The 22448-nt window shown below is 68.0% G+C and carries 26 protein-coding genes and 1 pseudogene; 17 read left to right on the top strand and 10 right to left on the bottom strand.

Annotated features, from left to right (window positions below):
- Positions 1–10 precede the first annotated feature (10 nt).
- From ACFYUV_RS38090 to ACFYUV_RS38055, 8 genes are read left to right on the top strand one after another with little or no spacing between them, the layout of a single operon-like run.
- Positions 11–3238, top strand: coding sequence for a hypothetical protein (locus tag ACFYUV_RS38090; RefSeq protein WP_387677739.1), 3228 nt, complete (start codon positions 11–13; stop codon positions 3236–3238).
- A gap of 28 nt (positions 3239–3266) precedes the next feature.
- Complete coding sequence (locus ACFYUV_RS38085) at positions 3267–3515, top strand: hypothetical protein (RefSeq protein ID WP_387677736.1); 249 nt, start codon at positions 3267–3269, stop codon at positions 3513–3515.
- Positions 3512–3922 (top strand): hypothetical protein, encoded by a 411-nt coding sequence (locus ACFYUV_RS38080; protein ID WP_387677733.1) that lies wholly within the window; start codon positions 3512–3514, stop codon positions 3920–3922. The genes ACFYUV_RS38085 and ACFYUV_RS38080 overlap by 4 nt, the downstream gene beginning before the upstream one ends.
- Positions 3922–4365: a hypothetical protein gene (locus ACFYUV_RS38075; protein WP_387677730.1), complete on the top strand. Its 444-nt coding sequence runs from the start codon at positions 3922–3924 to the stop codon at positions 4363–4365. The genes ACFYUV_RS38080 and ACFYUV_RS38075 overlap by 1 nt, the downstream gene beginning before the upstream one ends.
- 13 nt (positions 4366–4378) lie before the next feature.
- Positions 4379–4903 (top strand): hypothetical protein, encoded by a 525-nt coding sequence (locus ACFYUV_RS38070; RefSeq protein WP_387677727.1) that lies wholly within the window; start codon positions 4379–4381, stop codon positions 4901–4903.
- A gap of 16 nt (positions 4904–4919) precedes the next feature.
- Positions 4920–6713 carry a hypothetical protein gene (locus ACFYUV_RS38065; RefSeq protein ID WP_387677724.1) on the top strand — a complete coding sequence of 598 codons (1794 nt, stop codon included), beginning with the start codon at positions 4920–4922 and terminating at the stop codon, positions 6711–6713.
- Positions 6714–6722: 9 nt separating this feature from the next.
- Complete coding sequence (locus tag ACFYUV_RS38060; RefSeq protein ID WP_387677721.1) at positions 6723–8576, top strand: hypothetical protein; 1854 nt, start codon at positions 6723–6725, stop codon at positions 8574–8576.
- Positions 8573–8971 carry a hypothetical protein gene (locus ACFYUV_RS38055; RefSeq protein ID WP_387677718.1) on the top strand — a complete coding sequence of 133 codons (399 nt, stop codon included), beginning with the start codon at positions 8573–8575 and terminating at the stop codon, positions 8969–8971. Before ACFYUV_RS38060 ends, ACFYUV_RS38055 begins: the two co-directional genes overlap by 4 nt.
- Positions 8972–9011: 40 nt before the next feature.
- On the opposite strand, the gene ACFYUV_RS38050 is transcribed toward ACFYUV_RS38055, so the two are convergent.
- Positions 9012–9635, bottom strand: coding sequence for a hypothetical protein (locus tag ACFYUV_RS38050; RefSeq protein ID WP_387677715.1), 624 nt, complete (start codon positions 9633–9635; stop codon positions 9012–9014).
- Positions 9636–9742: 107 nt separating this feature from the next.
- Between ACFYUV_RS38050 and ACFYUV_RS38045 the strand changes: the two genes are divergently transcribed.
- The 5 genes from ACFYUV_RS38045 to ACFYUV_RS38025 all read left to right on the top strand — a co-directional run bounded on the left by ACFYUV_RS38045 (position 9743) and on the right by ACFYUV_RS38025 (position 11705).
- Positions 9743–10033 carry a hypothetical protein gene (locus ACFYUV_RS38045; RefSeq protein ID WP_387677712.1) on the top strand — a complete coding sequence of 97 codons (291 nt, stop codon included), beginning with the start codon at positions 9743–9745 and terminating at the stop codon, positions 10031–10033.
- Complete coding sequence (locus ACFYUV_RS38040; protein WP_387677709.1) at positions 10030–10224, top strand: hypothetical protein; 195 nt, start codon at positions 10030–10032, stop codon at positions 10222–10224. Before ACFYUV_RS38045 ends, ACFYUV_RS38040 begins: the two co-directional genes overlap by 4 nt.
- Positions 10217–10534: a hypothetical protein gene (locus tag ACFYUV_RS38035; protein WP_387677706.1), complete on the top strand. Its 318-nt coding sequence runs from the start codon at positions 10217–10219 to the stop codon at positions 10532–10534. The genes ACFYUV_RS38040 and ACFYUV_RS38035 overlap by 8 nt, the downstream gene beginning before the upstream one ends.
- Complete coding sequence (locus tag ACFYUV_RS38030; protein ID WP_387677703.1) at positions 10531–11310, top strand: N-acetylmuramoyl-L-alanine amidase; 780 nt, start codon at positions 10531–10533, stop codon at positions 11308–11310. The genes ACFYUV_RS38035 and ACFYUV_RS38030 overlap by 4 nt, the downstream gene beginning before the upstream one ends.
- A 116-nt stretch (positions 11311–11426) precedes the next feature.
- Positions 11427–11705: a hypothetical protein gene (locus ACFYUV_RS38025; protein WP_387677700.1), complete on the top strand. Its 279-nt coding sequence runs from the start codon at positions 11427–11429 to the stop codon at positions 11703–11705.
- Between the two features lie 324 nt (positions 11706–12029).
- Here the strand turns inward: ACFYUV_RS38025 and ACFYUV_RS38020 are convergent, their stop codons facing one another.
- The 6 genes from ACFYUV_RS38020 to ACFYUV_RS37995 form a co-directional block, all read right to left on the bottom strand.
- Positions 12030–12332, bottom strand: coding sequence for a hypothetical protein (locus tag ACFYUV_RS38020; RefSeq protein WP_387677697.1), 303 nt, complete (start codon positions 12330–12332; stop codon positions 12030–12032).
- Positions 12333–12421: 89 nt separating this feature from the next.
- Positions 12422–12811: a hypothetical protein gene (locus ACFYUV_RS38015; RefSeq protein WP_387677694.1), complete on the bottom strand. Its 390-nt coding sequence runs from the start codon at positions 12809–12811 to the stop codon at positions 12422–12424.
- 51 nt (positions 12812–12862) lie between these two features.
- A complete protein-coding gene (locus tag ACFYUV_RS38010) occupies positions 12863–13882 on the bottom strand; it encodes a hypothetical protein (protein ID WP_387677691.1) in 1020 nt (339 codons plus the stop codon).
- 306 nt (positions 13883–14188) lie between these two features.
- Positions 14189–14392 (bottom strand): hypothetical protein, encoded by a 204-nt coding sequence (locus ACFYUV_RS38005; protein WP_387677688.1) that lies wholly within the window; start codon positions 14390–14392, stop codon positions 14189–14191.
- Positions 14389–14697 (bottom strand): hypothetical protein, encoded by a 309-nt coding sequence (locus ACFYUV_RS38000; protein WP_387677685.1) that lies wholly within the window; start codon positions 14695–14697, stop codon positions 14389–14391. The genes ACFYUV_RS38005 and ACFYUV_RS38000 overlap by 4 nt, the downstream gene beginning before the upstream one ends.
- Positions 14694–14978: a hypothetical protein gene (locus ACFYUV_RS37995; protein WP_387677682.1), complete on the bottom strand. Its 285-nt coding sequence runs from the start codon at positions 14976–14978 to the stop codon at positions 14694–14696. The genes ACFYUV_RS38000 and ACFYUV_RS37995 overlap by 4 nt, the downstream gene beginning before the upstream one ends.
- Before the next feature lie 156 nt (positions 14979–15134).
- Here ACFYUV_RS37995 and ACFYUV_RS37990 point away from each other — a divergent pair, with 156 nt between their 5' ends.
- The 4 genes from ACFYUV_RS37990 (at position 15135) to ACFYUV_RS37975 (ending at position 18213) form a co-directional block, all read left to right on the top strand.
- On the top strand, positions 15135–15389 hold the full coding sequence (locus ACFYUV_RS37990; protein WP_387677679.1) for a winged helix-turn-helix domain-containing protein: 255 nt from the start codon (positions 15135–15137) through the stop codon (positions 15387–15389).
- A gap of 308 nt (positions 15390–15697) precedes the next feature.
- A complete protein-coding gene (locus ACFYUV_RS37985) occupies positions 15698–16549 on the top strand; it encodes a helix-turn-helix domain-containing protein (RefSeq protein ID WP_387677676.1) in 852 nt (283 codons plus the stop codon).
- A gap of 9 nt (positions 16550–16558) precedes the next feature.
- Positions 16559–16759: a DUF397 domain-containing protein gene (locus tag ACFYUV_RS37980; RefSeq protein WP_387677673.1), complete on the top strand. Its 201-nt coding sequence runs from the start codon at positions 16559–16561 to the stop codon at positions 16757–16759.
- A gap of 833 nt (positions 16760–17592) precedes the next feature.
- Positions 17593–18213, top strand: coding sequence for a TMEM175 family protein (locus tag ACFYUV_RS37975; protein ID WP_352357460.1), 621 nt, complete (start codon positions 17593–17595; stop codon positions 18211–18213).
- Positions 18214–18220: 7 nt separating this feature from the next.
- Here the strand turns inward: ACFYUV_RS37975 and ACFYUV_RS37970 are convergent, their stop codons facing one another.
- From ACFYUV_RS37970 to ACFYUV_RS37960, 3 genes and pseudogenes are all read right to left on the bottom strand, one after another.
- Positions 18221–19903, bottom strand: coding sequence for a SpoIIE family protein phosphatase (locus ACFYUV_RS37970; RefSeq protein ID WP_387678340.1), 1683 nt, complete (start codon positions 19901–19903; stop codon positions 18221–18223).
- Positions 19904–20080: 177 nt separating this feature from the next.
- Positions 20081–21469: pseudogene (locus ACFYUV_RS37965) on the bottom strand (SAV_2336 N-terminal domain-related protein); the annotation flags it as partial.
- Complete coding sequence (locus tag ACFYUV_RS37960) at positions 21435–22442, bottom strand: AAA family ATPase (RefSeq protein ID WP_387677669.1); 1008 nt, start codon at positions 22440–22442, stop codon at positions 21435–21437. The gene ACFYUV_RS37960 and the pseudogene ACFYUV_RS37965, both read right to left, overlap by 35 nt.
- Positions 22443–22448 lie beyond the last annotated feature (6 nt).

The raw sequence follows: 22448 nt of genomic DNA, 5'->3' as shown, positions 1-22448 counted from the left end.
GTGAGTCGTCGTGGCGACCCTGAAGACGCTGTTGGTCAAGCTCGGCATGGACACCAAGAAGTTCAAGTCGGGCCTGAACCGCGGCCTGGCCGGGCTGGAGTCGCTGGCTGCCAAGGCCGAGAAGCTCGACGGCGTGGCCAAGGCCGGCGGGCTGGCCATCATGGCCAGTCACGCCGTCCAGCTCACCGCCGCCCTGGCGCCGGCCGCCGGCGCGATCCTGGCGCTGCCCGCCGCCATGGGTGCGGCCCAGACCGCCGCGGCCACCCTGAAGATCGGCATGGTCGGAGTCGGCGAGGCGATGTCGGCGGTGGCCGAGGGCGACAGCAAGAAGCTCGCCGAGTCGCTGAAGGACCTGACGCCGGCGGCCGCCGCGTTCGTGCGGGAGAGCGCGGCGCTGAAGACGTCGGCGTTCGACCCGCTGCGTAAGGCCGTGCAGGAGAAGCTGTTCGACCGGCTGACGCGGCCGCTGAAGACGGCTGCCACCAGCGTGCTGCCCACCGCTAAGGCGGGCATGACCGACGTGGCCGGCGCGCTCAACAGCATGGGCCGCGAAGGCCTGCGGGTGGCCTCGACGCCGTTCTTCCGCGGCCAGCTCGCCACGGTGTTCAGCGGCACCGCCAAGACCGCCAGGACCCTGCGGGGCGGCATCGAGCCGCTGGTCGCGATCGTGCTGCGGCTGACGAACGTGGGCATGCCGCTCGTGCAGCGGATGACCGGCTGGGCTGTGGAGGGGGCCAAGAGCGCCGCGGCGTTCCTGAAGTCCAAGGACGGCGCCGCGGCGCTGGCTGGCGTCGTCCAGCGGGCTGGTGACACGCTGGCCAGCCTCGGCCGGATCGCCGCCAACATCGGCGTCGGCCTGGCCGGCATCTTCAAGGCGGCCGGCAGCGAGGGCGACGGCCTGCTGACCACGTTGGAGAAGCTGACCGGCAGGTTCGCCGCCTGGGCCCAGTCTGCGAAGGGGCAGGAGCAGATCGGCCAGGCGTTCGCCTTCCTGTCGCAGGCGGCGGCCGGACTCGGCCCCATTCTCAGCCTGCTGGCCGGCCCGCTGGCCACCGTGGTGGGCTGGATCACCCAGCTGCCCGAGCCGGTGCGGTCGGCGGCCGCCCAAGCGCTGGCCTTCGCCCTGGTGGCGGGCGGCCTGGCCAGCAAGCTCGGCCCGGCCGTCTCCGGCCTGGTCTCTCTGGTGGGCGGCGCGAAGAAGGCGGTCCCCGCGGTCAAGTCGCTGATCTCGGGTGGCAAGCTGCTGGCCGGAGCGATCAAGGCCATCGGGGTGGCGATCGCGGGCAACCCGATCGGCCTGATCATCACGGGCCTCATCCTGCTCGGCACCGCCCTGTACACCGCCTACCAGGAGTCGGCGAAGTTCCGGCAGATCGTCGACACGGCCTTCGCCTTCCTGCAGCAGGTGTACACCACCTACATCGCGCCGTTCATCGCCGGAATCGGCGAGCTCATCGGCGCGATCATGGCCGGCGACTGGGGGAAGGTCGGCGAGCTGCTGCAGGGGGCCGCGCAGCAGGTCGTCACCTGGCTCGGCCAGATCGGCGAGAAGATCGGGCAATGGCTGTCTGAGCTGCCCGGCTGGATCGCCGAGAAGGCCGCCGTGCTGGGCGAGGCGCTGCTGGCGTGGATCAAGGAGACGCTGCCGAAGATCCCGCCCGCCCTGGAGGCGCTCGGCCACAAGATCGCCGAATGGGCGATGGCGCTGCCCGGCCTGATCAAGGAATGGATCGGCAACGGCGAGAAGCTGGTCGCCTGGCTCAAGGAGTGGGGACCGAAGATCGTCTTGGGCCTGGGGCTCGCGGTCGGCGTCGCCGTCCTGGCGGTCCCCGCCATCATCGCCGGCCTGGCCGCCGCCCTGATCTACGCCATCGGGGTGGCCATCGTCGAACTGACCAAGGAGATGAAGGCCAAGTTCGACCAGGCCATGACCCAGGCGGGCAAGGCCGTGCAAGACGGCGCCTCCAAGGTCATCAAGTGGTTCCAGGAACTGCCCGGGAAGATCAAGACCGCGCTCGGCAATCTCGGCTCCTACCTGCTGCAGGCGGGCCGCGACCTGATCAACGGCCTGATCAACGGGGTCAAGGCGAAGGCGGGCGAGCTGGCCGCCGCGGCCGAGCAAACCGTCAAGGGCGCGGTCGACGGGGCGAAGCGGTTCCTCGGCATCTCCAGCCCGTCGACGGTCTTCGCCGAGATCGGCAAGTGGACCGTGCAGGGCCTGATCCAGGGGCTGACAGCCGAGCAGGGCAAGGTTAAGGACACCATCACCAAGATGGTCGAAACGATCAAGAAGCAGTTCGGGTCGCGGCCCGACGTCGTCGACGGGCTGCTGGAGTTCGTCCGCGCCGGCAACAAGAACTTGGAGGACCTGGCGCTGCAGCGCGAGGCGCTGGTCAAGCAGCTGGCCGACGCGAAGGAGTACGCGAAGAAGGTCGCCGGGACCGCCGCCGAGTGGGCCTCCATCACCGGCCTGAAACTGCCCGAGGAGGGCGCCGGGGCCGGTGATCTGCTGTCCGGGCTGAAGTCGCGGGCCCAAGCCATCAAGGACTTCGCGGCCAACATCCAGGCCCTGGCCAAGCGCGGCCTGAACAAGACGACGCTCAAGCAGATCATCGACGCCGGCGTCGAGGGCGGCGGGTCGCTGGCCGAGATGCTGGTCGGCGCCGACGGCAGCGAAATCAAAGCCATCAACAAGGCGCAGAAGCAGATCGACACCATGAGCCAGAAGCTCGGCAAGATCGGCGCTGACGCGATGTATGACACGGGCAAAAAAGCAGGTCAGGGCTATTTGACCGGCCTGCAGGACAGCCTGAAGAAGCTCGACGCCGAGATGACCAAGATCGTGCAGGCGCTGGTGAAGGCCATCAAGAAGGAGCTGAAAATCAAGTCGCCCTCCAGGGTGATGGCCGATATCGGGATGAACACGATCGCTGGCCTGATCGAGGGCATCGCCGGTATGCAGGGCAAGGCGCTGGCCGCCGTGACGGGCCTGGTCGGCAGCGCGGCCAGCGCCGCCGCGGGCATGGCCAGCGGCCAGGTGTTCGATCAGGCGCTCGCCGGGACCGACATGCAGCAGCGGGCGGTTGCCCGGCACACCGGCTCCTCCTCACCAGACAGCCCGTCCGCGGGCAGCGGCGTGACAGTCCAGGTCGACCTGTCTGGCTCGACCATCCAGGAGAAGGCAGACGTGCCCGCCCTGGCCACGGCGATGGGCGTTCAGGTCCTCTCCATCATCTGACCCACCTCGAACGAAGGGCGGTTCCGGCATGCCCGGAAACGATGGCGGACTGTCGTTCGCCGAGAAGATCAAGACGTTGCAGTTCGCGACGGGCCGGTCCCGGCCGGTCCGTCGCGAACCGCTCGACGACAGCGGCCGGCGAACCAAGGTGGTCACCGAGTTGACCGAGTCCGGCTGCATCGCCACCACCCGCAACAGGACCTCGGATCGGGGCGAGCACCAGGACGTGCACATCCAAGCCCCGCTCCTGACCGGCAAGGGAGTGGTGACCCAGTGACCTCGCGACGGATGGCCCGCGCCCTGCGCGCGGAAGCGGAGCTGCTGGAGGCGTGCGGCGACGAGCAGGAAGCGCTCCAGGCGGCCAAGGCCCTGTTCGAGGAAGACCCGACGGAAGAGACACTCGCCGAGCGGCGAGCGGCAATGCAGCGCATGCGCCAGTTCCGCGGCTGGATCCGCGCGGTCGCCCGCATCAAGCAACTGCGGCAGGAGCTCACCCGCGACCTCGAAGCCAGCGTGCGGGCCGCGATCGAGCTGGAGATCAAACGCCTGGAGGCCGACTGGGGGCCGCTGATCGCCGAGATCGAGGCGATGCAGTCCGCGCCGCCGCCCGGCCCCGGCGACGCGGCCGTCCATGTCCAACCCGTGCGCGGCCGAGGCCGCACGATGCGTCCCGGGGGTGCCTGATGGCGTGGTCCGCGTCCGGCCTGTTCGTGGCCACTCACGTCGACCAGTGGGACGCCAGCGCGCTGGGGATCAACCTCGACGCCGAGGACAGCAAATTCGCCCTGTGGGGCAGCAGCGTCACGCCGAACTACACCACGGACATGGCCTACGGCACCGCGCCGTGGAACGCCGGCGAATCCTCCGGTACCGGCTACACCGCGGGCGGCCCCACCCTGGCCAACACCACCATCACCGGCGCCTCAGGCAGCATGACGTTCGACGCCGACAACGTGCAGCTCAACAACAGCACGATCATCGCCGAGGGCGGCATCCACTACTTCCCCACCAAGTCCAACCGGCTGTTCCTCGCCGTCTGGTTCGGCGCGCCGAAGGAAACCCAGGACGGCACGTTCCTGATCACCTGGCACGCGTCCGGCATCGCCGTGCTCGACTGCACCCCATAGGGAGGCGACGTTCATGGCTACCGGCTCCATCCCGCTCGCGATCGGCGCTGCCATCCTCCCGGACGGCAGCGCCAGCAACGCCGCCCCAGCGATGCAGCGCGTCAAAAGCTCAGCGACTGCCCCGGCCCCGTACTTCCTGCAGCTGGCATACGACGCCGCCACGCGCGAACAGGTGACGTGGTCGCTGCGAATGCCCGCCGACTACGGCAGCACGCCGACCCTGAAAATCCAGTGCAAGACGGCCGCCACCAGCGGTAACACCATCTTCGAGGGACGGCTGGCAGCCGTCACGCCCGGCGACGCCACCGACGTCACCGCGAAAGCATTCGCCGCAGCCAACACCAGCTCGGCGACGGCGGTGCCAAGCACAGCCCAGCGGCTCTTCGAGATCAGCATCGCCCTCACCAGCGCTGACTCGCTGGCGGCCGGCGACCTGGTGATCGTCTACCTGGCGCGCGATGCAGCCAACGCGTCCGACACGGTCAACGGCAACGACATCGAAGTGGTGGCGGCCACGCTCGAATACACGACCGCGTAGACGGGGGTGATGGTGCGTGGCCAGGACGTTCGACGGCGTCGACGACTCGATCGGCGTAGCAGTTACCGGGCTCGCCGCCCAGACCACGGCCGGATCGTATGTGGCGGTGATGCGCCGCAACGGCACCACCCTGGCGACCGCGATCGGCCTCAACACCAGCGGCGCGGCCCGCGTCGCCGAACTCGCGCTGGTCAACACGACCAACGTGCTACGGCTGCGGGCCGCCACGTCCGCCCAATCCGCTTTCACCGTCACCAGCTCCGACGGCTGGGTGCTGGTGGCCGCCACCAAAGCGGCCGGCAGCGCGACCCCGCGCATGCACAAGTACGTGTACAGCACGGGCGCGTGGACGCATCAGGACGGGTCCGCCGCCATAGCCGACGCAGGGCCCGTCGGCGGCGGCACCGCGTTCTTTGGCTCTGCGTCGGACAGCGACATCGCCGCCGTCGGCATCTGGGACCGCGTCCTCAGCGACGGCGAGGTCGAGTCCCTCGCCCACTCGTTGGTGGCGTGGTCGGCGTCGGCACCGGTCGGCATGTGGGTGCTCGACCAGGCCGACACGGCGCAGACGGTGCCGGACTGGACCGGGCGAGGCGGCCAGCAGAACAGCATCACCGGCACCATCGTCGCCACGTCGAGCGCGCCGATCGGGTACGGAGCCCCGGTCCGGATCACCCCGCACCCCTCGGTGCCTGCCAACGTCACCCCGGCTGTGGTGGCGGCGCCGTGGTCAATCCCTGCGCCGGGCATCTCGCGCGGCCTGAACGCCAAGCCTGCCGCGGTCCTGGCGTCGTGGGGACTGCCCACGCCGGACATCTTCGTCGGATCCTCACCGCCGACGAACGTCCAGCCCAACCTGATCGGTGCCTCCTGGACGCTGCCCGCGCCGACGATCACCACCAACAAGAACGTCAACCTCAACCCGGCGCCGCTGGTCGTCCCGTGGACGCTGCCCGCGCCTGTGATCAGCGTGCCGGTCAATCCGGGCGACGACCTCGACGGGCCGGGACAGATCTCCTACAACGGGTTCCGCATCGGCAACGGCACGCCCTACCGGATGACCGAGCTGGTCGGCGCAGACATCGACATGCCCGACCTGGACGACGGCGACGTCGACAACCCCAACAGCGACGGCGCGATGCCAGGCGAGAAGTTCTCCCTGCCACGCAACATCATCTGGGCCGGGAAGATCGCCGTACCGCGGGATCAGATGCAGGCGGCGATGGAAGCCTGGCGGCAGGGACTGCCCAAGCCCCGCGCGGACGAACAGGTGCCGATCGCGATGCAGATCATGGGCACCATCTACATCGCCTACGGGGTAGCGATCCGCCGCACCCCTGGACCGATCGATCTGCGCTACCGGCACGGGTTCACCGACAAGCTGGTGGCGCAGTTCAAGTGCGCGGACCCGCGCCTGTACTCGCGCGAGCTCGGCAACGCCACCATCGCCGACGGGCAGACGGTCGAGGTCGCCAACTTCGGTAACACCGACACCCCCCGGTTTGAGCTGCGCGCCCCAGGCCCGGCCACCACGCCGCTGTTCGAGATCGCCCAGACGCTGCCGGACGGCACGCCGGACGTCAGGGTCGTCGAGTTCAACCTCACCGTTCCCGCCGGCAAGCAACTGGTGATCGACGTGTTTCTCGGCACCGCGACGATCGACGGCGTCTCCCAGATGAGCCACCTGACCGGCGCCTCGATCGGTGTGCCCGACTTCGTGCTCGGCCCCGGCTTCATATCGCTCACCTACGAGACCGCGACCGGGACCGCGCCGGCCACGACCGCGCTGTGGCGGCACGCCTGGCAGTAACGGAAGGGGGTGAGCGAGGTGGCGGCCACCCCGCAGACGCCGAAGACGGCAGTCGGGCCCGACGGCGGCCCCTTCCAGGTCAACGCCCCGGCCGGGATGACGCCCAGGCACGCGCTGCTGGCGTTCATCGTGGTTGACTCCGGTGGGATCGCCAACATCACTGGCGGCCAGGAGTGGCAGCGTCTCGGCCACGTCGAGGGCCCCACCACCCACCTGTCGGCGGTGGACGTGTGGTGGCGGATGGCCACCGCCTCCGAGCCAGCCACCTACACGGTCACCCAGGGGTCGGGCGCGGACGGCGCCGTGGTGATCGTCCCGGTCGCCAACGCCGCCTCCACACCGCCCCAGGTGGTGCCGTCGGCGCTGTTCTCCAGCAGCGTCGCCGTCGTCACCCCCGGCATCACTCCGGCCACGCCGTCCGGCGCCGAACTACGGTTCGCCGCCGGCATCCCCAACCACGCCGCGATCTCGTGGTCGAACCCGGTCGGCTTCACCGAACTGGCCGACATCCAATCGGCCGACAACGTCGGCGGCGCGGTGTGCTGGCGGCCCGTCACCTCGACCACCGCCATCGGCAGCATCGCCCACATCGTCTCCGGCGCCACCCTCACCTACGGCGCGGGCCTGACCGTCATCGTCGCGAGCGGCGCCGAGCACGAGACACCGACACCGCCCAGCTTCCCCGCCTTCACCCCGGCCAAGGGCACGACCCGCTGGCGGTACACCGTCCACGACGCCCTGACCGGCTCCTACTACGGCGACATCTACCCGCGCGACCCGAGCCTGGACGACCGGATCGGCGAGCCGGGCCAGTTCTCCGCGCAGCTGCCCATGCCCAACCGCGGCATCGCCAAGCGATACAACGAGATCTTCCCCGCCGACATCAACGACCTGACCGCCGGGCCCGGCCGCCTCGTCGTCCACCCCTGGCGCAACGGCGAGCTCTACCCGATCTACTGGCTGCACACGACGGTGACCGAGCAGACCGCACGCTCCGGCGTCGTCATGTCGCTGCAGGGCTGCACCCTCGACGGCTACCTGGCCCAGGTCTGTCTCACAGAGGCGTTCTTCGCCGGCGGCGACCAGCTCGACGCCGCCCGCCAGCTCGTGCTCGACATGCAGTCCAACCCCGCCTCCAACATCGGCCTCACCCTCCAGGCCGGCACCAGCGGCGTCAACCGGAACCTGGAGGGCAAGGTCGACGACCGGTACGGCGACCTGCTGCAGAACTTCGCCCGCTCGGAGGACGGCTTCGAGTACGTGGTCAACAACCGGGTGGTGGACGGCGTCATCTACCGCAACCTGGAGTTCGGCGCGCCCAAGCTGGATTTCCCCGACGTGCAGCACGTGTTCGTCCAGGCCCGCCAGGGCGTCGCCGGCGACATCACCGGCTGGCGCGAAGAGCGTTCGGTGATGCGCGGCGGCAACCGGTGGGGGATCATCGGCGGCACCCCCGAGACGGATGCCTCCACTGAGGCGACCGCGGTACGGTCTGCGCTGGTCGAGACGGCGCACATCGCGGCCGGGCACCCGATCGTGGATCGGCGCATGCAGCACCCCACCCAGTCGACCGACCCGACCACGCTCACCCAGTTCGCCCGGTACTGGGCGGCGCGCGCGGCCGGCGCGGCCCGCGTCTTCTCGGCCGACGTGGTCCTCGGCAAGGGGTCCTCGCTCGGCCCCAACTCGCTCGGCGAGTACGTGCGGTTCATCCTCAACAACGCCCGCTACCCGATCAACCCGGACGGCAGCGCCTCGTTCAACCTGTCCCAGCGGCTGATCGGCTGGCAGATCCAACCCGCTCAGCGCCGCTCCGGCAAGGACCGGGCCACGCTCATCACCGCGCAGGAGGCCACAGAATGACCCGCTTCGATCCGACCCCCACGGACTTCGCCCGGCTCTTCCGTGAGCTGGAGAAACGCGTCGAGACGCTCGAAGCACGCCAGGGCACCCGGCCGCCGATCACCGAGGCGTCCGCCGGGTGGACCTTGCGCGGCATGGCCACTCCGGACACGAGCGGCATGCCCGCCACCGACGGCCGCATCTACATGAAGGGCGGTCGATTCACTTGCCGGCCGGGCGGCAACGGCAGCGAAGTCCAGCTCAGGCCGCCCATCACGATCGGCGACCCGGGCGACGTCTCCGCGGGCGACGCAGGCTCGACCTATACGTCGCTGGAGCAGGCGCTTCTCAACCAGCTCAAGTCGCGGGTCAACGGCATGCGGTCATCCATGGTGCTCAACGGCTTCATCGTCTGAGCGCCCGTCCAGGGCACCCCCTGATTACGCCCGGAGGCGGCTACGCACACCTGCCCGCGGCGCGCTCCTCCCGCACGATCTGGTCAACCGTCTTGGTCTGGTACGGCTGCAGCATCTCGGCCGACGGCTGGAACCGCCACCGGCCGCCCTGGTAGGCGAAGGTGTAGGTCTGCACCAGGATCGAGCGGGCGGCGCGCACACGGGCCCTGGCGCCAGCGAGGGTGACCGCCTGGATCTGCCAGCGCAGGCCCTCGGCGGCCGAGGGGCACAGTTTGAAGCGGCGCACGTAGTCCTTGCGGGAGACCACCTGCTTGGTCTGGCTGGTCCACATGTCCCAGAACTCGCCGTACGCGCCGGCCGCGTAGGCGTCGAACGACTGCTCGGCCGCCGTCCGCACCGCGGCCTCGGTGCGCGGCTGCGCCGGCTTCCGGGTCGGGCTTGGCGTGGCGGCCGCGGGCGAGCTCCCGGTGGCCGCCGTGGTCGTCGCGGCCGCGGCCGCCGTCCCTTGCGACGCCGGCCGGGTGATGAGCACGACGGCCAGGGCCACGGCCACGAGCGTGGCCACCACCGCGACCAGAACGGCGACCAGCGCGATCGTGCGATCGCGGCCGCCGGAGCGGCGCGGGTGCCGGGTCACCGGCTCGTCGTACACGGGATGGCTCACCGATGCCTCCAGCGTCCAGGGGACTTGTGAGACGCACGGGGCGGCCACCGGGTTCACCCGCCCTGCCGGATCTGGCCGGATCCGGCCACAACTGAGCGGAGGTGTTCGTGCAGCCCGACATCATCCAGTGGCTACTGGGGACCGGCGGCGTCGGCGGTGGCCTGTTGGTGTTGTTCCTGAAGGGCTACCTCGCTGCCAAGCCGCACCTCGATGCGCTCCGTGCAGAGATCACGCAGTGGCGCAAGCTGTATGAATCGGAGCGGGCCGCTCATGACCTGACGCGCAAGGCTCACGCCGAGGGTGCCAGGGCCGAGCTCCTGGCGGCCGCCGAGGGCAGCCGCGCGGCTCTGGCGATGATGGAGGAGATCAAGGCGCGCCAGAGTGAGGCCCCGCGGTGACGCCGGAGGAGGAGCTGCAGCGCGCCCTGCAGGAGGCCGAGGAGTCGCGGCGACGCTCCCTGGAGGAGTGGTCCCTGTCACGCGAAGTCAGCCGCCATGCCAGGTCGCGGGCCCGCCGGTGGCGGGAGCTGCGCGAGGAGAACGGGTGGGAGCAGATCTTCGACGACGCGTTCGGAGGTGGCGGTGCCTGACCGGCTCTTCCTGATCGCCAACGTGGTCCTGGTCGTCACCGCCGTGCTCGCGCTGGCCTGCGTGGCCGCGCACGCGCTCCTGGCGCGCTGGTGGCGCACCGGCGCCGGACGACACGTGTTCGCCTTCCAGGCCGTCGTGGCCGCGCTCACCACCGTGGTGGCGCTGCGGACGTGGTTCCCCGATTCCGACGTGATTCGCACAGCGAGGTCGATCGCATTCCTGGGCCTGCCCGTCGTCCTGGGCTGGCGGCTGGCCATCATCATCCGCACCTGGCGCCGGGAGCGCCGTGCGCGCAAGGAGGCGCAGTGAAATTGGTTCAGGCCCGCTGGTACCACCAGGGCCGCATCTCCCCGATCCGGCTGATCGTCGTGCACTCGATGGAGTGGGTCGAGCGGCCCACCACCGCCGAGGAGTGCGCGGCGATGTTCGCCCGCATGAACAGGCAGGCCTCCGCGCACGCGTGCGCCGACTCCAATTCGGTGGTTCGGTGCGTGCGTGACCAGGACACCGCGTGGGCCGCGCCCGGCGGCAATGCGGACGGCTTGCAGCTGGAGCTGGCGGGATTCGCGCGGCAGACGCGTGCTGAGTGGCTCGACGACTACGGCCAGGGCCTGCTCGGCCAGGCCGCCGGCGTGATCGCCGGCTGGTGCCGCGCTCACAAGATTCCGGTGAAGAAGCTGTCGCGGGCCGAGCTGCGCGCCGGCAAGCGCGGCATCACCTCGCACGCCGACATCAGCGCGGTGTACAAGCGCAGCGACCACAGCGACCCGGGGACGGCGTTCCCGTGGGACGTCCTCCTCGGCCGGGTCAGGGCCGAGCTCGGCGGCAAGGACGACGGCCAGGCCGACGTCGACGTGCCCGAATGCAAGCGGCGGCTGTCCTGGCCGCCGACCACGAAAGGCGATGACGTGCGCACCTGGCAGCGGCAGATGCGCAAGCGCGGCTGGCGGCTCGACGTCGACGGCTGGTACAGCGGCGTCGACGCAGAGGTCTGCACGGCGTTTCAGAAGGAGAAGGGGCTGCTCCCGACCGGCGTGGTCGACGAGCGGACCTGGCGCGCCGCCTGGACCGCGCCGATCACGTGAACGACGACCTGGTCCGGCTGTACCTCCTGAGGACGACACGGACCTCAACCTGCGGCGATCCGCCGCAGGTTCCTGATTTCGGCCCTCAGATGAGGGAGAGAATCCCCGGAGGATCCATGAAGATCGGCTCCTACAGCAAGGCGATCGTGGCCGCCGCCTCGGCCGGCACCGGCGCGCTTCTGACCGCCATGGGCGACAACGTGGTCACCCCGGGCGAGTGGGTCGTCGTCGGCCTGGCCGTGCTCGCCGCGCTGGGCATCACCGCGGCGGTCCCCAACGCCGAGCGCTCGGACCCGCGCCCCGCCGCCGCCTCGACGATCACCGTGGGCGGAGTGACACAGGGCCGGCGTGATGATCCGCCGAACACACCTGACTGGCCGACGCACATGCGATAGCCGGGCCGACACTCTGTCATCGCCGGCAGCATCCTGCAGGACCACTGTGTAAGATCCGGTCAGGCGTAAGCCGAAGGACTCCCACTCAGGGGGGACGCTCAGGGATGGGTAGACCGGTGCCGGCCCGTGACCGTAGCACCGGCAGGCTCCCGCAAGCCTGAAGAGCGGGCCCTGTCCTCCCGCCCACGAGGTAACACCCCTGGCGCCGAATGACGGTTGGGCGCCAGGGTCCTCGACCACCGCGGAAGCGGTAGAGCCTGGCCAGGCACACATGAGCCCCTCGCCCGATACCGGGCGAGGGGCTCGTTCGTCGTGTCCGGCCTCCTACTTCGGCACCTTGCCGGTGCCGCCGCAGGGCCGGCAGTTGACGCGCCGCCGGGTGGTGACCGTGCCGCCGCTCGGCGTCTTGACCTCGACCGTCTCTTCCCAAGATCCCTGGCCCTGGCAGCGTGAGCAGTCCTTCTCTTCGGCGGCGCCCTGCACGTGGCGCGGGAGAGACTCCGCCAGCGGGCCGTACTGCGCGGCTACGCCCTGGGCCTGCTGCTCTGTGAGGAAGGGCAGGGTCACGACGCTGCCGGCGGGGGTGATGATCGACGCGAAGCGATCACGCTCTGGGTCCAGGTCCATGCCTCGACGGTAGGACTGTGAACGGCGTTCTACCAGCGGAACGCAGAAGCCCCGCCCGGCACGGACGGGGCTTCTGCTCGCGTTGCGAGTCAGAACGGCGGCTTAGCCGAGATGTACTCCCAGGGCCGGGGGTGGACATCACGCCCCCAGACAGCCTTGGACGGGTTGTTGCGCAGGATCAGGTCGGCCTGCTCGGCGGTCACCAGCTCGGCGTCCTCGGCCGGCTTGTCCCCGTCGGTCACGGTGAACTCGCGCCGGGCGGGCCTGATCCGGTCCTGCGCGTCCCGCAGCTGCTCGATCAACTGCGGGACTGCGACCGCCACGATCCGGGCGGTCGGGCCGAGCTCCCAGATCGTGGCGGCGACTTCGTCGTAGGCCGTCTGGATCTCCTCCAGGGTGAGCGGCGGCTCCTGGCTCGGCTCCTCCGGCGGCTCCGGCGGGTGCAGGTCGTAGTCGTCGTGGTCGTGCTCGGTGCTCACAGGTACCTCCAGGGTCGTGCGGGTACGGGACGGGTTCAGACAGGTTCGGGGTCAGCTGGCGACGAGCTCTTCGAGGTACTCCTGTACCTGGGCGGCCTTCGGCTGGCCGACCCGCAATGCGGCCTTGATGTCGCGCAGCGGCGGCACCTTCGTCAGCCGGCCGTCGGGGGCGAAGGTTTGGACGGCCTTGAGGTGCAGCTCGGTCGGTGGAGGTACAGGCAGAGGAAGGTGTTCCTCAGCCGTACCCGGCGACGAGCTCTTGGTGGGTACCTCCACGGGCAGCGCGAGCTGGTCGAGCAGCCGGCGGGCGGCGACGTCGGGCGGCTCCTGGCCGCTGACCCGGCTGATCTGGGCGGGTACAGGAGCGGGTGCATGGACCTGGACGGGTACGGGGCCGGCCTGCTGCAGGAGGCGGGCCGACAGACCGCCCTGCACGGCATCGGTGAAGGCCGCCAGGTTCCGCAGCGCCTGGTCGCCGGCGAGGCTGCGGGCAGGCGGCAGAATGGCGACCTGCTCATGCCGAGGTACGTGCACTTCAGCGTGTACCTGATCGGGTGCACGCCGGTCGGCGGGCTCGGGTTCGGGTTCGTCGTGGGTGCGCCGGTCGGCGGCGCACAGCGACATCAGGTGCACCAGAGCGCCGAGCGCGACCGGCGGGATGACGCTGACCGCGATGACCAGGCCCACGCGGGCGTCGCCGAGATCGATCACGTCGGCCTCGATGAGGTGGTAGGCGGCGTTGCCGAGGATGCCCACGCTGATCGCGATGATGCCGTGAATCTTCGCCTGCTGGCGGGTCTCGGCCGAGTAGTGGCGGTTGACCGCGATCCGGGCGGCGGTGGCGCCGTAGGCGTCGATGCACAGGGGGACGAGCAGGCTGGTGGGGAAGTGCCAGCCGAAGGGCAGCGCGATGTCGCCGAACCCGACCAGGAGGCCGAGGCCGGCCAGCGCGCTGAAGGACAGCACGACGGCGGCGGTCGTGACGACGGCCAGGCCGCCGACCTCGATGCGGTCAGGGCGCTGCGCGCGGCGGGTTGGCGCTGCGGCGGCCGCGCTCGTAGGGTTTGCCATTGGGTCGGTCTCCTGGGGAAGGGGGATACGGCCGACGGGCGTCCGGTGCTGGCCGGGCGCCCGTTTTGTCGTGGGAGGGAGTCGTGCACGCTACACCTGGTGCGTGCTCGGGTGTGGGAGGCGGGCGGCGCGGAGTCCCGGATGGTCCGCGCCGCCCGCCGGCTGGATGGGTGGCCCCGCGATTCGGCCCTCCCGGTGCGGGGCCACCCGCCCGGACCGCCGCCCGCGCTGGAACAACGGCGGCCCGGGGTCCTACACCCTCGCCTCGGCACCCCTCCAGATCCGAGGCGAGGGCGGCTCAAGGGGTTAGGGCTCAGGCGCGTGCCGCTCGAAGGTGCCCGGCCTCCCTGGGATCAGGCGGGCCGGGCACTCGATCGGCAGCGCCGCCGGCGCCGGGGGGCGCTCGCCGAGCGCGGTCATCCATCTGTGCTCGTGGGCGTAGATCTTGTTACCGCAGTAGAAGCAGCGGGCCGTGGAAGGCGGTGGAGTCTGCCCGCGAGTCTCGGTCACCGCGACCTCCTCCGACCACGCAGCCGTTCCTGCTCCTCAAGCTGGGCGGCCAGCCCGTCGGCGGTGTCCGCCGTGATCGTGGGGACGCACCCGATGGGCGTGTGCGATTCCTTCGTCCCGGCCCAGAACCCGCCGGCGTGGCCGGCGAAGATCGTCCAGTGCTCGAACTGCTGCTTGAGTTCGGCCGCGGCAAGCAGACGCGCGGCGTAGCCCACATCGGGCACGGGCGGTGCGGGGGCTCTGTCGCGCGGGTCCGGGGCCACCACCCGGTCCAAGATCCGGCGCAGTCCGGGCCACGCCGTCACTGTGGCCTCCGGCCGCGCAGCCGCTCCTGGCGCTCCAGGAGGCCCTCCAGCTCATCGAGAGTGTCAGCGCCCAGGATGGCGTCCCAGCCGGGGCGCAAGACCGGCTCCCAGGTGTTGGCCCAGAATCTGCCTGTCCCGCTTCTCCGGATCAGCCAGTACGGGTACCTGCTGGCGAGCATCTCCATGTCGTCAACCTCGGCGGGCGCCCGCTGGGTCAGCGAGCACGGGCGACGGGCGGTAGCGGTGTGGGCGAGGTGATGCAGCCGGTCGGGTCGGGTCATGATGAGGCTCCCGCGTTGGGGAAAGGTGTGTATTCGTGCTGTTCTGCGAAGGAGTTTCGAATAAGGCGTGTCACTGCCTGCCATGGCAGGCCACTGCTTGCCAGGGCAGGTCCCGGCAGGGAAGGCTCTGCCATGACGCCCTAGCGTCGCTCCGTGATGATCGAGTTCGACGAGGACCGGCTGATGTGGGAACAGCTCTACGAGACGCTGCGCGAGCGGATCGTGAACGGCGTCTACCGGGAGAGGATGCCGATCCCGAGCATCGAGCAGCTGGATCAGGAGTTCGCGGTCTCTCGCGGCACCATTCGTAAGGTCCTGCGGATTCTGGCCGAGGAGAAGTTCATCAACCCCATCTCCGGCCGAGGGACGTATGTGAGACCCAGGAACGAGTGGCCCCAGGACTCGAAGTGACGAGCTCACGTGGCCGCTTGGAGCCGTGTGGCCAACGTGTCCAAGTCCTCAGCCCGGACGGCGAGCGGCGACCTCTGATGCTTCGCCCACCAGCAGCGGTCGCCCACACGCCAGACGAACCACTCAGGGAAGCTGCGCCGCACGTCATCCGTGCGTCTGTCGGTAAGCGTCATCGCTTTCGTACTCCCAGTATCGGGGGCAGCTAGCGCCTATACTGAACCCACAGACCGATTATCGACAATACCCAAATCGAGCAATACCTAAAAAATCTTGAGTGGTTGATCGCTCCGAATGGGACGAAACCGACAATGACGTACAGTCCGACGATCAGGCGTCGACGCCTTTCCAACGCCCTGCTGCAGTTCCGGCAGGAGGCAGGACTGGATTCCAAGGAAGTCGCTCGCCGTCTCGGCTGGCAGCCCAGCAAAGTCACGCGCATTGAGCGCAACGAATGGCGGCTGCCCAGCGTCAGCGACGTCATGGACCTTCTCGACTGCTACGAGATCCACGACGATGCGAAGCGCCAGGCGATGATCACGCTGGCGCGCGAGAGTCGCCGGCGTGGGTGGTGGGAAGAGGAGTACAAGGACGTCCTGGGTGGCGCACTGGTCGGCCTTGAATGGGAGGCCAGTGAGATCCAGACCTTCGAGGCACTCCTGGTGCCCGGCCTGCTCCAGACCGCCGAATACGCCGCTGCCGTCCTGCGGGGCGGCCAGGTGGTCGCCGAAGAGGACATCCAGCGCCGGGTGGAGGCTCGCGTCGCGCGCCAGCGGATCCTGGAGCGCGAGGACCCTCCGACGTTCTGGGCGGTGATCGACGAGGCGGCACTGCGTAAGCACATCGGTGGTGTCGCCGTGATGCTCGACCAGCTGGCCCACCTTCGGCGGATGGCTGAACGTCCGAACATCGGCATCCAGGTCCTGCCGGACGCGGTGGGCGCCCACGCCTCACTGAACGGGTCTTTCACGATGTTCGATTACGAGGCACCAGAGGATCCGAGCATCGTCTACGTCGAGATCGGCGCGGTTGGTGACCTCTACATGGAGAAACAGGAGGATGTGTCACACTACCGCCGCAAGTACAGCTATCTCCGGGCTTCGGCACTTAGCGCGGACGCATCCGTGTCATACATTGAAGACCTGGCCAAACAACTGAAGTAAGGCGAGATCATGGACCTTTCCCAGTCCGACCTCACCTGGCACAAGTCCTCCTTCAGCGGGGATGGAGAGAACTGTGTCGAGGTGGCAGTCCTGCCCGACGGTGGCCGAGCCGTCCGAGATTCCAAGGACCCCAGTGGACCAATGTTGCGGTTCACGCGATCAGAGTGGGCAGCCTTCCTGATGGGCGCCCAAAGCGGCGAATTCGAGTAGCCATCGCACTGACAACGAAGGCGGCCCCCGGACATCACCGGGGGCCGCCTTACGTTGTGAACCTTTCCCAGTAGCAGGATAAGCGGCTACACCGATCCAGCACTAGCGTTCGATCGGCGTATGCCATAGAGGCAGGCCCCGACGCCACCCGCCGGCCAGATGCGCCAGGCCATCCCCGGGAGAGCATGGGAGAGGATTGGGAGAGAAGATCTTGATTGGGAGAGAGTGAGGCGTAGCGAAAATGAGCGAAAATCATTCGGATATAGCCTCCACCAGGGCATCCCAAGATCGCACAGGTCAGAGAGTTGGGCGGGCTCCGTTCGGGACGAAGAGGTCGTGGGTTCAAATCCCGCCACCCCGACGCCGTTTGACCAGGTAGAGGGTCTGATCCGCTCAGCGGGTCGGGCCCTTTTCCATTTCCGGCAGTCGATGGGAGTCATCTCATTCGGACTCATCCCGTTGGCTTGTCACTGAAGGTCGTGTTCACGGTGTGGGCGCCCTTGGTGATCATCGGCTTGAGCTGGTGCCGGTAGACCGCTTCTGTGACGCCGGTGCCCGGCTTGCCCGACGAGATCGGCGATGGCCTCCGTGGGGACGCCCTGGTCACTCATGGTGGAGACGAACGAGTTACGTAGTTCGCGAGGTGTCCAGTCGGTTCCGATTCGCCTTGCTTGACTGCGCCGCACGGGATGGTCAAGGTTGAGGTTCTTCGGTGTGCTTACGAGGTTCAGCCCCGCCGTGCCGCCGAGACGGCACCGAGTCCCGCCTGGCAGTAGAAATTCACCGAACTGCCCGTCATCGGGCGACTTGATCCCCTCGCTACGATACGCGGCGTGAGCGATGACTCTTCCGTGATGAGCACCGGGCGCCTGGAGGCGTTCAGCGACGGCGTTTTCGCCATCGCAATCACCCTGCTGGTGCTTGAGATCCGGCTGCCCGAAGGCTGGGAAGAGGACCTCGGGGGTGCGTTGATCGGCCTGTGGCCGTCATACCTCGCCTACATGGTGACGTTCCTGCTGGTGGGGATGATCTGGATGAACCACCATCGGATGTTCCACTTCATCCAGAGGACTGACGGCCTGCTGCTGGCCCTCAACGTGCTCCTCCTGATGGATGTCGCCTTCCTGCCGTTTCCCACGCATGTGCTGGCCGAGGCGCTGCACGCCGACCACGGCACCCAGATGGCCGCCGTCTTCTACGGAATCGTGCTGGTGATCGGCGGCATCTTCTACAACGCCGTGTGGTGGTACGCCTCGTCAGGGCATCGTCACCTCGGCGGGCACATCACTCCGGCCGAGGCGCGCTCGTTGCGATTTCGCTGGGGCATGGGGCCGGTGCTCTATCTCGTCGCGACCGTCATCGGCGCGCTCAGCGCGATTGGCGCGCTCGTGTTCTACGTGTTGCTGCTGATCTTCTACATGTTCGACATGCGCCCCAGGCGACAGGCTGCGTAGCTCTTCTCTAATCCGCTCTCTCTGCGGGAGCCGTCAACGCGGGCACGTGAACCGCAAGCACGGTTACGTCATCGTCTGGCTCATATCCAGACAACATCCGGTCAACCAGGAAGTCCAGCAGCATGTGCGGACTGCTCAGGACCTCAGGCGGCGCTTCGATGACGATCGAGCAGAGTTCTGCAAGTCCGGCATCCAGGTCACGCTTCCTGTTCTCAACGAGTCCGTCAGAGTAGAGCACAGCGGTAGAGCCCGGTGGCACCTTGAACCGGAACTGCCTGCGGCTGGTGGGCCAGCCCAGTGGAGTACCTGCCTCCACGTCAGACAGGACGGCCGTGCCCTGAGCGGAGATGAGGATAGGTGGCGGGTGGCCGGCCAAGGCCAGGGTGCCCTCGCCGGTCACAGGCTCGATGACCATGTAGGCCAGCGTCGTGACTTGATCCTCCTCTTCCGTGGCCTCGAAGACGCGGTCTAGGCCGGTGAGCACGGCGGCGGGCGGCGGATTGGTCAACGCCAGTGCCCGCACGGCGTTGCGGATGCGGCCCATGCTCGCCGCGGCTGGGACGCCCTTGCCCATTACGTCGCCGACAACGGCCGCAACCTGTCCGTCCTGGAGCACGAATGCGTCGTACCAGTCGCCGCCGACCTGGACGTGGCGGCTGCCCGAACGGAAGCGCTGGGCCAGCACCAGGCCCTTGACCACGGGGAGACGGTCGGGCAGCAAGCTGCGTTGAAGCATCTCGGCCGTGCGGTGCTCGCGCTCGAACAGTGTGGCCCGCTCGATCGCCAGCGCGCATTGGCCAGCCAATGCCTCCAAAAAGACAGCGTCCTCCGGGGATATCCTCTGTGGCCTGGTGAAGGAAAAGCGGAGCGCTCCCAGAGCGCGCCCCGCAGCCAGCAGTGGGAGCCCGATCCAGGACCGCTCGCCGTTGTGAAGGAGGTGGTCGGCCAGGTTTTCCTCGTCGCCGCCTGCATCAAGCAGTTGGGCCTTCAAGGATTCGAGCGATTCGGCGAAGACAGGTTTTCGGCTGTCAACTGCCCTGGTCATCACGCTTGAACGAGACAGCGGGATCTCGTCCCCGGTACTCCTGGATGCTTCCAGGAAGCCCTGGTCGCTGATCACTTCGAGCACGGCGCGGTCAGGGTCGAGCAGCGCCACGGTCGAGCGGTCAGCGGACAGGGCGGTGCGGCCGACGTCGATGATGACCTGGACGACCTGCTCGACCGTCAGGGCCTCGGCGAGCTGGGCCGTGGCCCCCTGGAGCCGGGCGGTGCGCAGGGCCGCGGCGCCGAGCTGGTCGGTCAGCCTGCCGCGCATCTCCTCGGCCTCGCGCTGCTGGGTGACATCGGTGTTGGCGCCGACCCACTCCACGACCCTGCCGTGCCTGATGATCGGCACCGCGCGCACCTCGAAGTGGCGGTAGCCGCTGGCCCGGGTGCGAACCCGGTAGTTCCACTCGAACATCGTGCGGCCGCGCAGCGCCTCGCGCCAGGCCTCCTCGGTCTGCTGGCGCTCCTCGGGGTGGACCACCTCCAGCCAGCCGTTGGCGAGGTACTCCTCCAGCCCCTGGCCGGTGATGGCGCGCCACTGGGGCGCGTCCTCGACGACGGCACCTGTGGGCGAGGTGACCCAGAGGATATGTGACTGAGCGTCGATTACCCCCGCCAAGCGATCGTAAAGTCTCAGGTCCACGCGGGGCTCGTGTATCTGTGCACCGACATCGGCACTGGAGATCGGAGGATGGAAGCCGGCGGCCTCCGGACTGATCAGCCCGAATGGATCGCCTGCTGTTCTAAGGACCTGGTCGCCGCGCTGTGACGCGCTAGGCACATAACCTCGGAGCGAAGGGGTGCCTGATCCGGCACGGGCCGCCAGCTCGCGTGAAACTGCCTGCAGAACGTCAGTGGCGGCTCGCCGGCCGCTACGAGACATCGCCCTGAGGAGGACATCCTCGGCTCCGGGAATGAAGGCGTAAAATCCTGCTTCCTCTTCGACCGGTCGCAGGAGTCCGCTGAGCATGACCTCGGCGAGATGCGCAGGCGAGGACCCAGGCAGTAGCGCCTTCTGCATGAGTCGTATCACTGGCAATGACGGGAAGGAGGCTGTCGTCAAGTATGCGGCGAGCGAATATGCCTCTGGTGAGGCCACTGCGCGAAAGCGCCGGAGCCTTTCCTCGATGGATTGTGCGTGCTCCTCCCGGACCCACGCATCGAGGACAGTCGACTGACCCTCCAAATGCGTCACTCCGATCGGCCTCGCGTTGCCGGCCACCATCTGTGCCCAATTGGCGAACCAAGGCGCAGACAGTCCGACTACCGGCACCGGAACCATTTCATCCGTCCGCTCCGGCCCCCGCCTCTTCGGCTGAAGTCGGAGCGACGAGTTTGCGGCGAAGGGACGAGACAGATACGCTTCATGAACTGTCACCGTAATTGCGGTCCGATGCCACAATCGTTCAGGCAAAGGTTGCAGAATCGCCGTAGGGGAATACGACGCCCATCTACGGACTGCGAAAGACATTTTCCCGGCCCACCAATGTGGACCAGAACAGTCACTCAGCAGGAGTACGACCCGACGGCCGGACGGATCGGTCAGAGCACCCGGCGCGCCCGCCGACCCGACCGTGATACCGCGCGGACCTTCCTCAAGACGCATGAGCTGCACGTTCCGAAATGCGCCCAGGTTCGTGAAGAGCTGCCGCAACTCCTCGCCCAGCGGTTGCCACAACTCCATGGAATGACCAAAGTCCATCACTAGAGTAAGGTCCAACCGGCGTTCCAACATGGGCGCCAGAACAGGCACCCATGGCGAACGACGCTGGGGAAATTCCCTCGCGATACGGTCGACAGTAGCTTGCTCATCTACGACCCACCGACGTCTCGCGGGTGCGCGTTGACGGAGGGGCCGTAAGGCCCGGTTAAGCCTCAGACCGTTCTCGAGCATAGGTGCAGTCGAGATCTGAATCGCCACCGCACTTACACCGGCCGAATCCGGCGTTGCCCGAGAAAAGACTTTATGTTCCTCCTCCGTTGGGCCTGGCTGCACTCCTTGTTTCACGGCTTTCGCCGGTTCATCTACCGTCACGTCGTGTTGCCGTCGGCCGGAGGACCGCTCTTCCGCGATTGGGGCGTGCGCCTCCATCAACCGGGCCAACCAGAGGCATTCGGCTAGCTCGACGGGCGTCGGCGGCGGCCCTACCGCGCTCAGTGCGCGGTAGAGCCGATCAATATTCGATTCCACCGTCGGGATCCGATTCATCGACATCCCGATCGAGATAGGGCATGAGGCGGTCGGCCAGTTTCAATCTGTCCTCCGGGCCGGCATGGTGAAGAAGGTAAACCGCGTTGAGCAGTTGATCCGTTGCCAGAGCGCCGCTGCTCTTTCTCGCAAGGAAACGTTCGATGATGTCATTACTGTCGGCCAGCAGATCGGGTCCGAGATGCGCTGCCACGATTCGCTGCAGTTTCTGCCCGGTCGGTTGATGCAGGCGGAGCGTCACGCATCGGCGCAGAAAAGCAGGCGGAAACTCACGTTCGCCGTTGCTCGTCATGATGACCAACGGAAAAGCTCGGCACCGCACTATCCCCTCCGAGACGGTCACAGGTTGGCCTCCGTCGGCTGTCATCACCTCAGCCGACAACGACGTATGGCGCTGCAGTTCCGGAATCTCGAAATAGCCTTTTTCGAAAATCGTCAACAAGTCGTTGGGAAGATCCATGTCGCTTTTGTCGATCTCGTCGATCAAGAGCACCCGAGGTCGGGAATAGGGGAGGAGAGCTGTGCCGAGTGGACCTAGCCGAATATAGCGACCGATCTGCTCATCACCGGTCGCGCCACTGGCGGCTTCCTCTCTGCTTGCGGCATACAGCCGGGTCAAGGGGTCGTACTGATACAGACCATCCGACAGAGTAACGCGACTGGTGATCGGCCAATGCAATACGGGCCCGAGACGTAGTTCGTGCGCCACTGCACTGGCTAGCGTAGATTTTCCTGTGCCAGGCGGGCCAGTCACAAGAAGGGGACGCCTCAGGAACAGCGCAGCATTTACCTGCTCCACAGCATGTGGATCTGATTGATAGCTGGTCGCGTCGTGATCTCCGTTCTCCCCCCACACTGGATGAGGCAGGGGCGGACCGCCGTTGAAGACCCGCCACGGAGGCGGATCCGGTAGATCTCGCTCAATTCTGTCGTGAGAAATACCCGACCCTGTGTAGATAAACCATCTAGACATATCGCC

Source organism: Nonomuraea sp. NPDC003560 (genome assembly GCF_042878785.1).
Taxonomy (GTDB): Bacteria; Actinomycetota; Actinomycetes; order Streptosporangiales; family Streptosporangiaceae; genus Nonomuraea.
This window is presented reverse-complemented; position numbering and strand designations above follow the sequence as displayed.

What these genes read in the sequence shown, in the direction of transcription:
- ACFYUV_RS38025 (WP_387677700.1), top strand. Translation starts at nt 11,427, where the DNA reads ATGAAGATCGGCTCCTACAGCAAGGCGATCGTGGCCGCCGCCTCGGCC.
- ACFYUV_RS37960 (WP_387677669.1), bottom strand. Translation starts at nt 22,442, where the DNA reads ATGTCTAGATGGTTTATCTACACAGGGTCGGGTATTTCTCACGACAGA.
- ACFYUV_RS37990 (WP_387677679.1), top strand. Translation starts at nt 15,135, where the DNA reads ATGATCGAGTTCGACGAGGACCGGCTGATGTGGGAACAGCTCTACGAG.
- ACFYUV_RS38085 (WP_387677736.1), top strand. Translation starts at nt 3,267, where the DNA reads ATGCCCGGAAACGATGGCGGACTGTCGTTCGCCGAGAAGATCAAGACG.
- ACFYUV_RS37980 (WP_387677673.1), top strand. Translation starts at nt 16,559, where the DNA reads ATGGACCTTTCCCAGTCCGACCTCACCTGGCACAAGTCCTCCTTCAGC.
- ACFYUV_RS38020 (WP_387677697.1), bottom strand. Translation starts at nt 12,332, where the DNA reads ATGGACCTGGACCCAGAGCGTGATCGCTTCGCGTCGATCATCACCCCC.
- ACFYUV_RS38075 (WP_387677730.1), top strand. Translation starts at nt 3,922, where the DNA reads ATGGCGTGGTCCGCGTCCGGCCTGTTCGTGGCCACTCACGTCGACCAG.
- ACFYUV_RS38055 (WP_387677718.1), top strand. Translation starts at nt 8,573, where the DNA reads ATGACCCGCTTCGATCCGACCCCCACGGACTTCGCCCGGCTCTTCCGT.
- ACFYUV_RS38070 (WP_387677727.1), top strand. Translation starts at nt 4,379, where the DNA reads ATGGCTACCGGCTCCATCCCGCTCGCGATCGGCGCTGCCATCCTCCCG.
- ACFYUV_RS37995 (WP_387677682.1), bottom strand. Translation starts at nt 14,978, where the DNA reads ATGACCCGACCCGACCGGCTGCATCACCTCGCCCACACCGCTACCGCC.
- ACFYUV_RS37985 (WP_387677676.1), top strand. Translation starts at nt 15,698, where the DNA reads ATGACGTACAGTCCGACGATCAGGCGTCGACGCCTTTCCAACGCCCTG.
- ACFYUV_RS38010 (WP_387677691.1), bottom strand. Translation starts at nt 13,882, where the DNA reads ATGGCAAACCCTACGAGCGCGGCCGCCGCAGCGCCAACCCGCCGCGCG.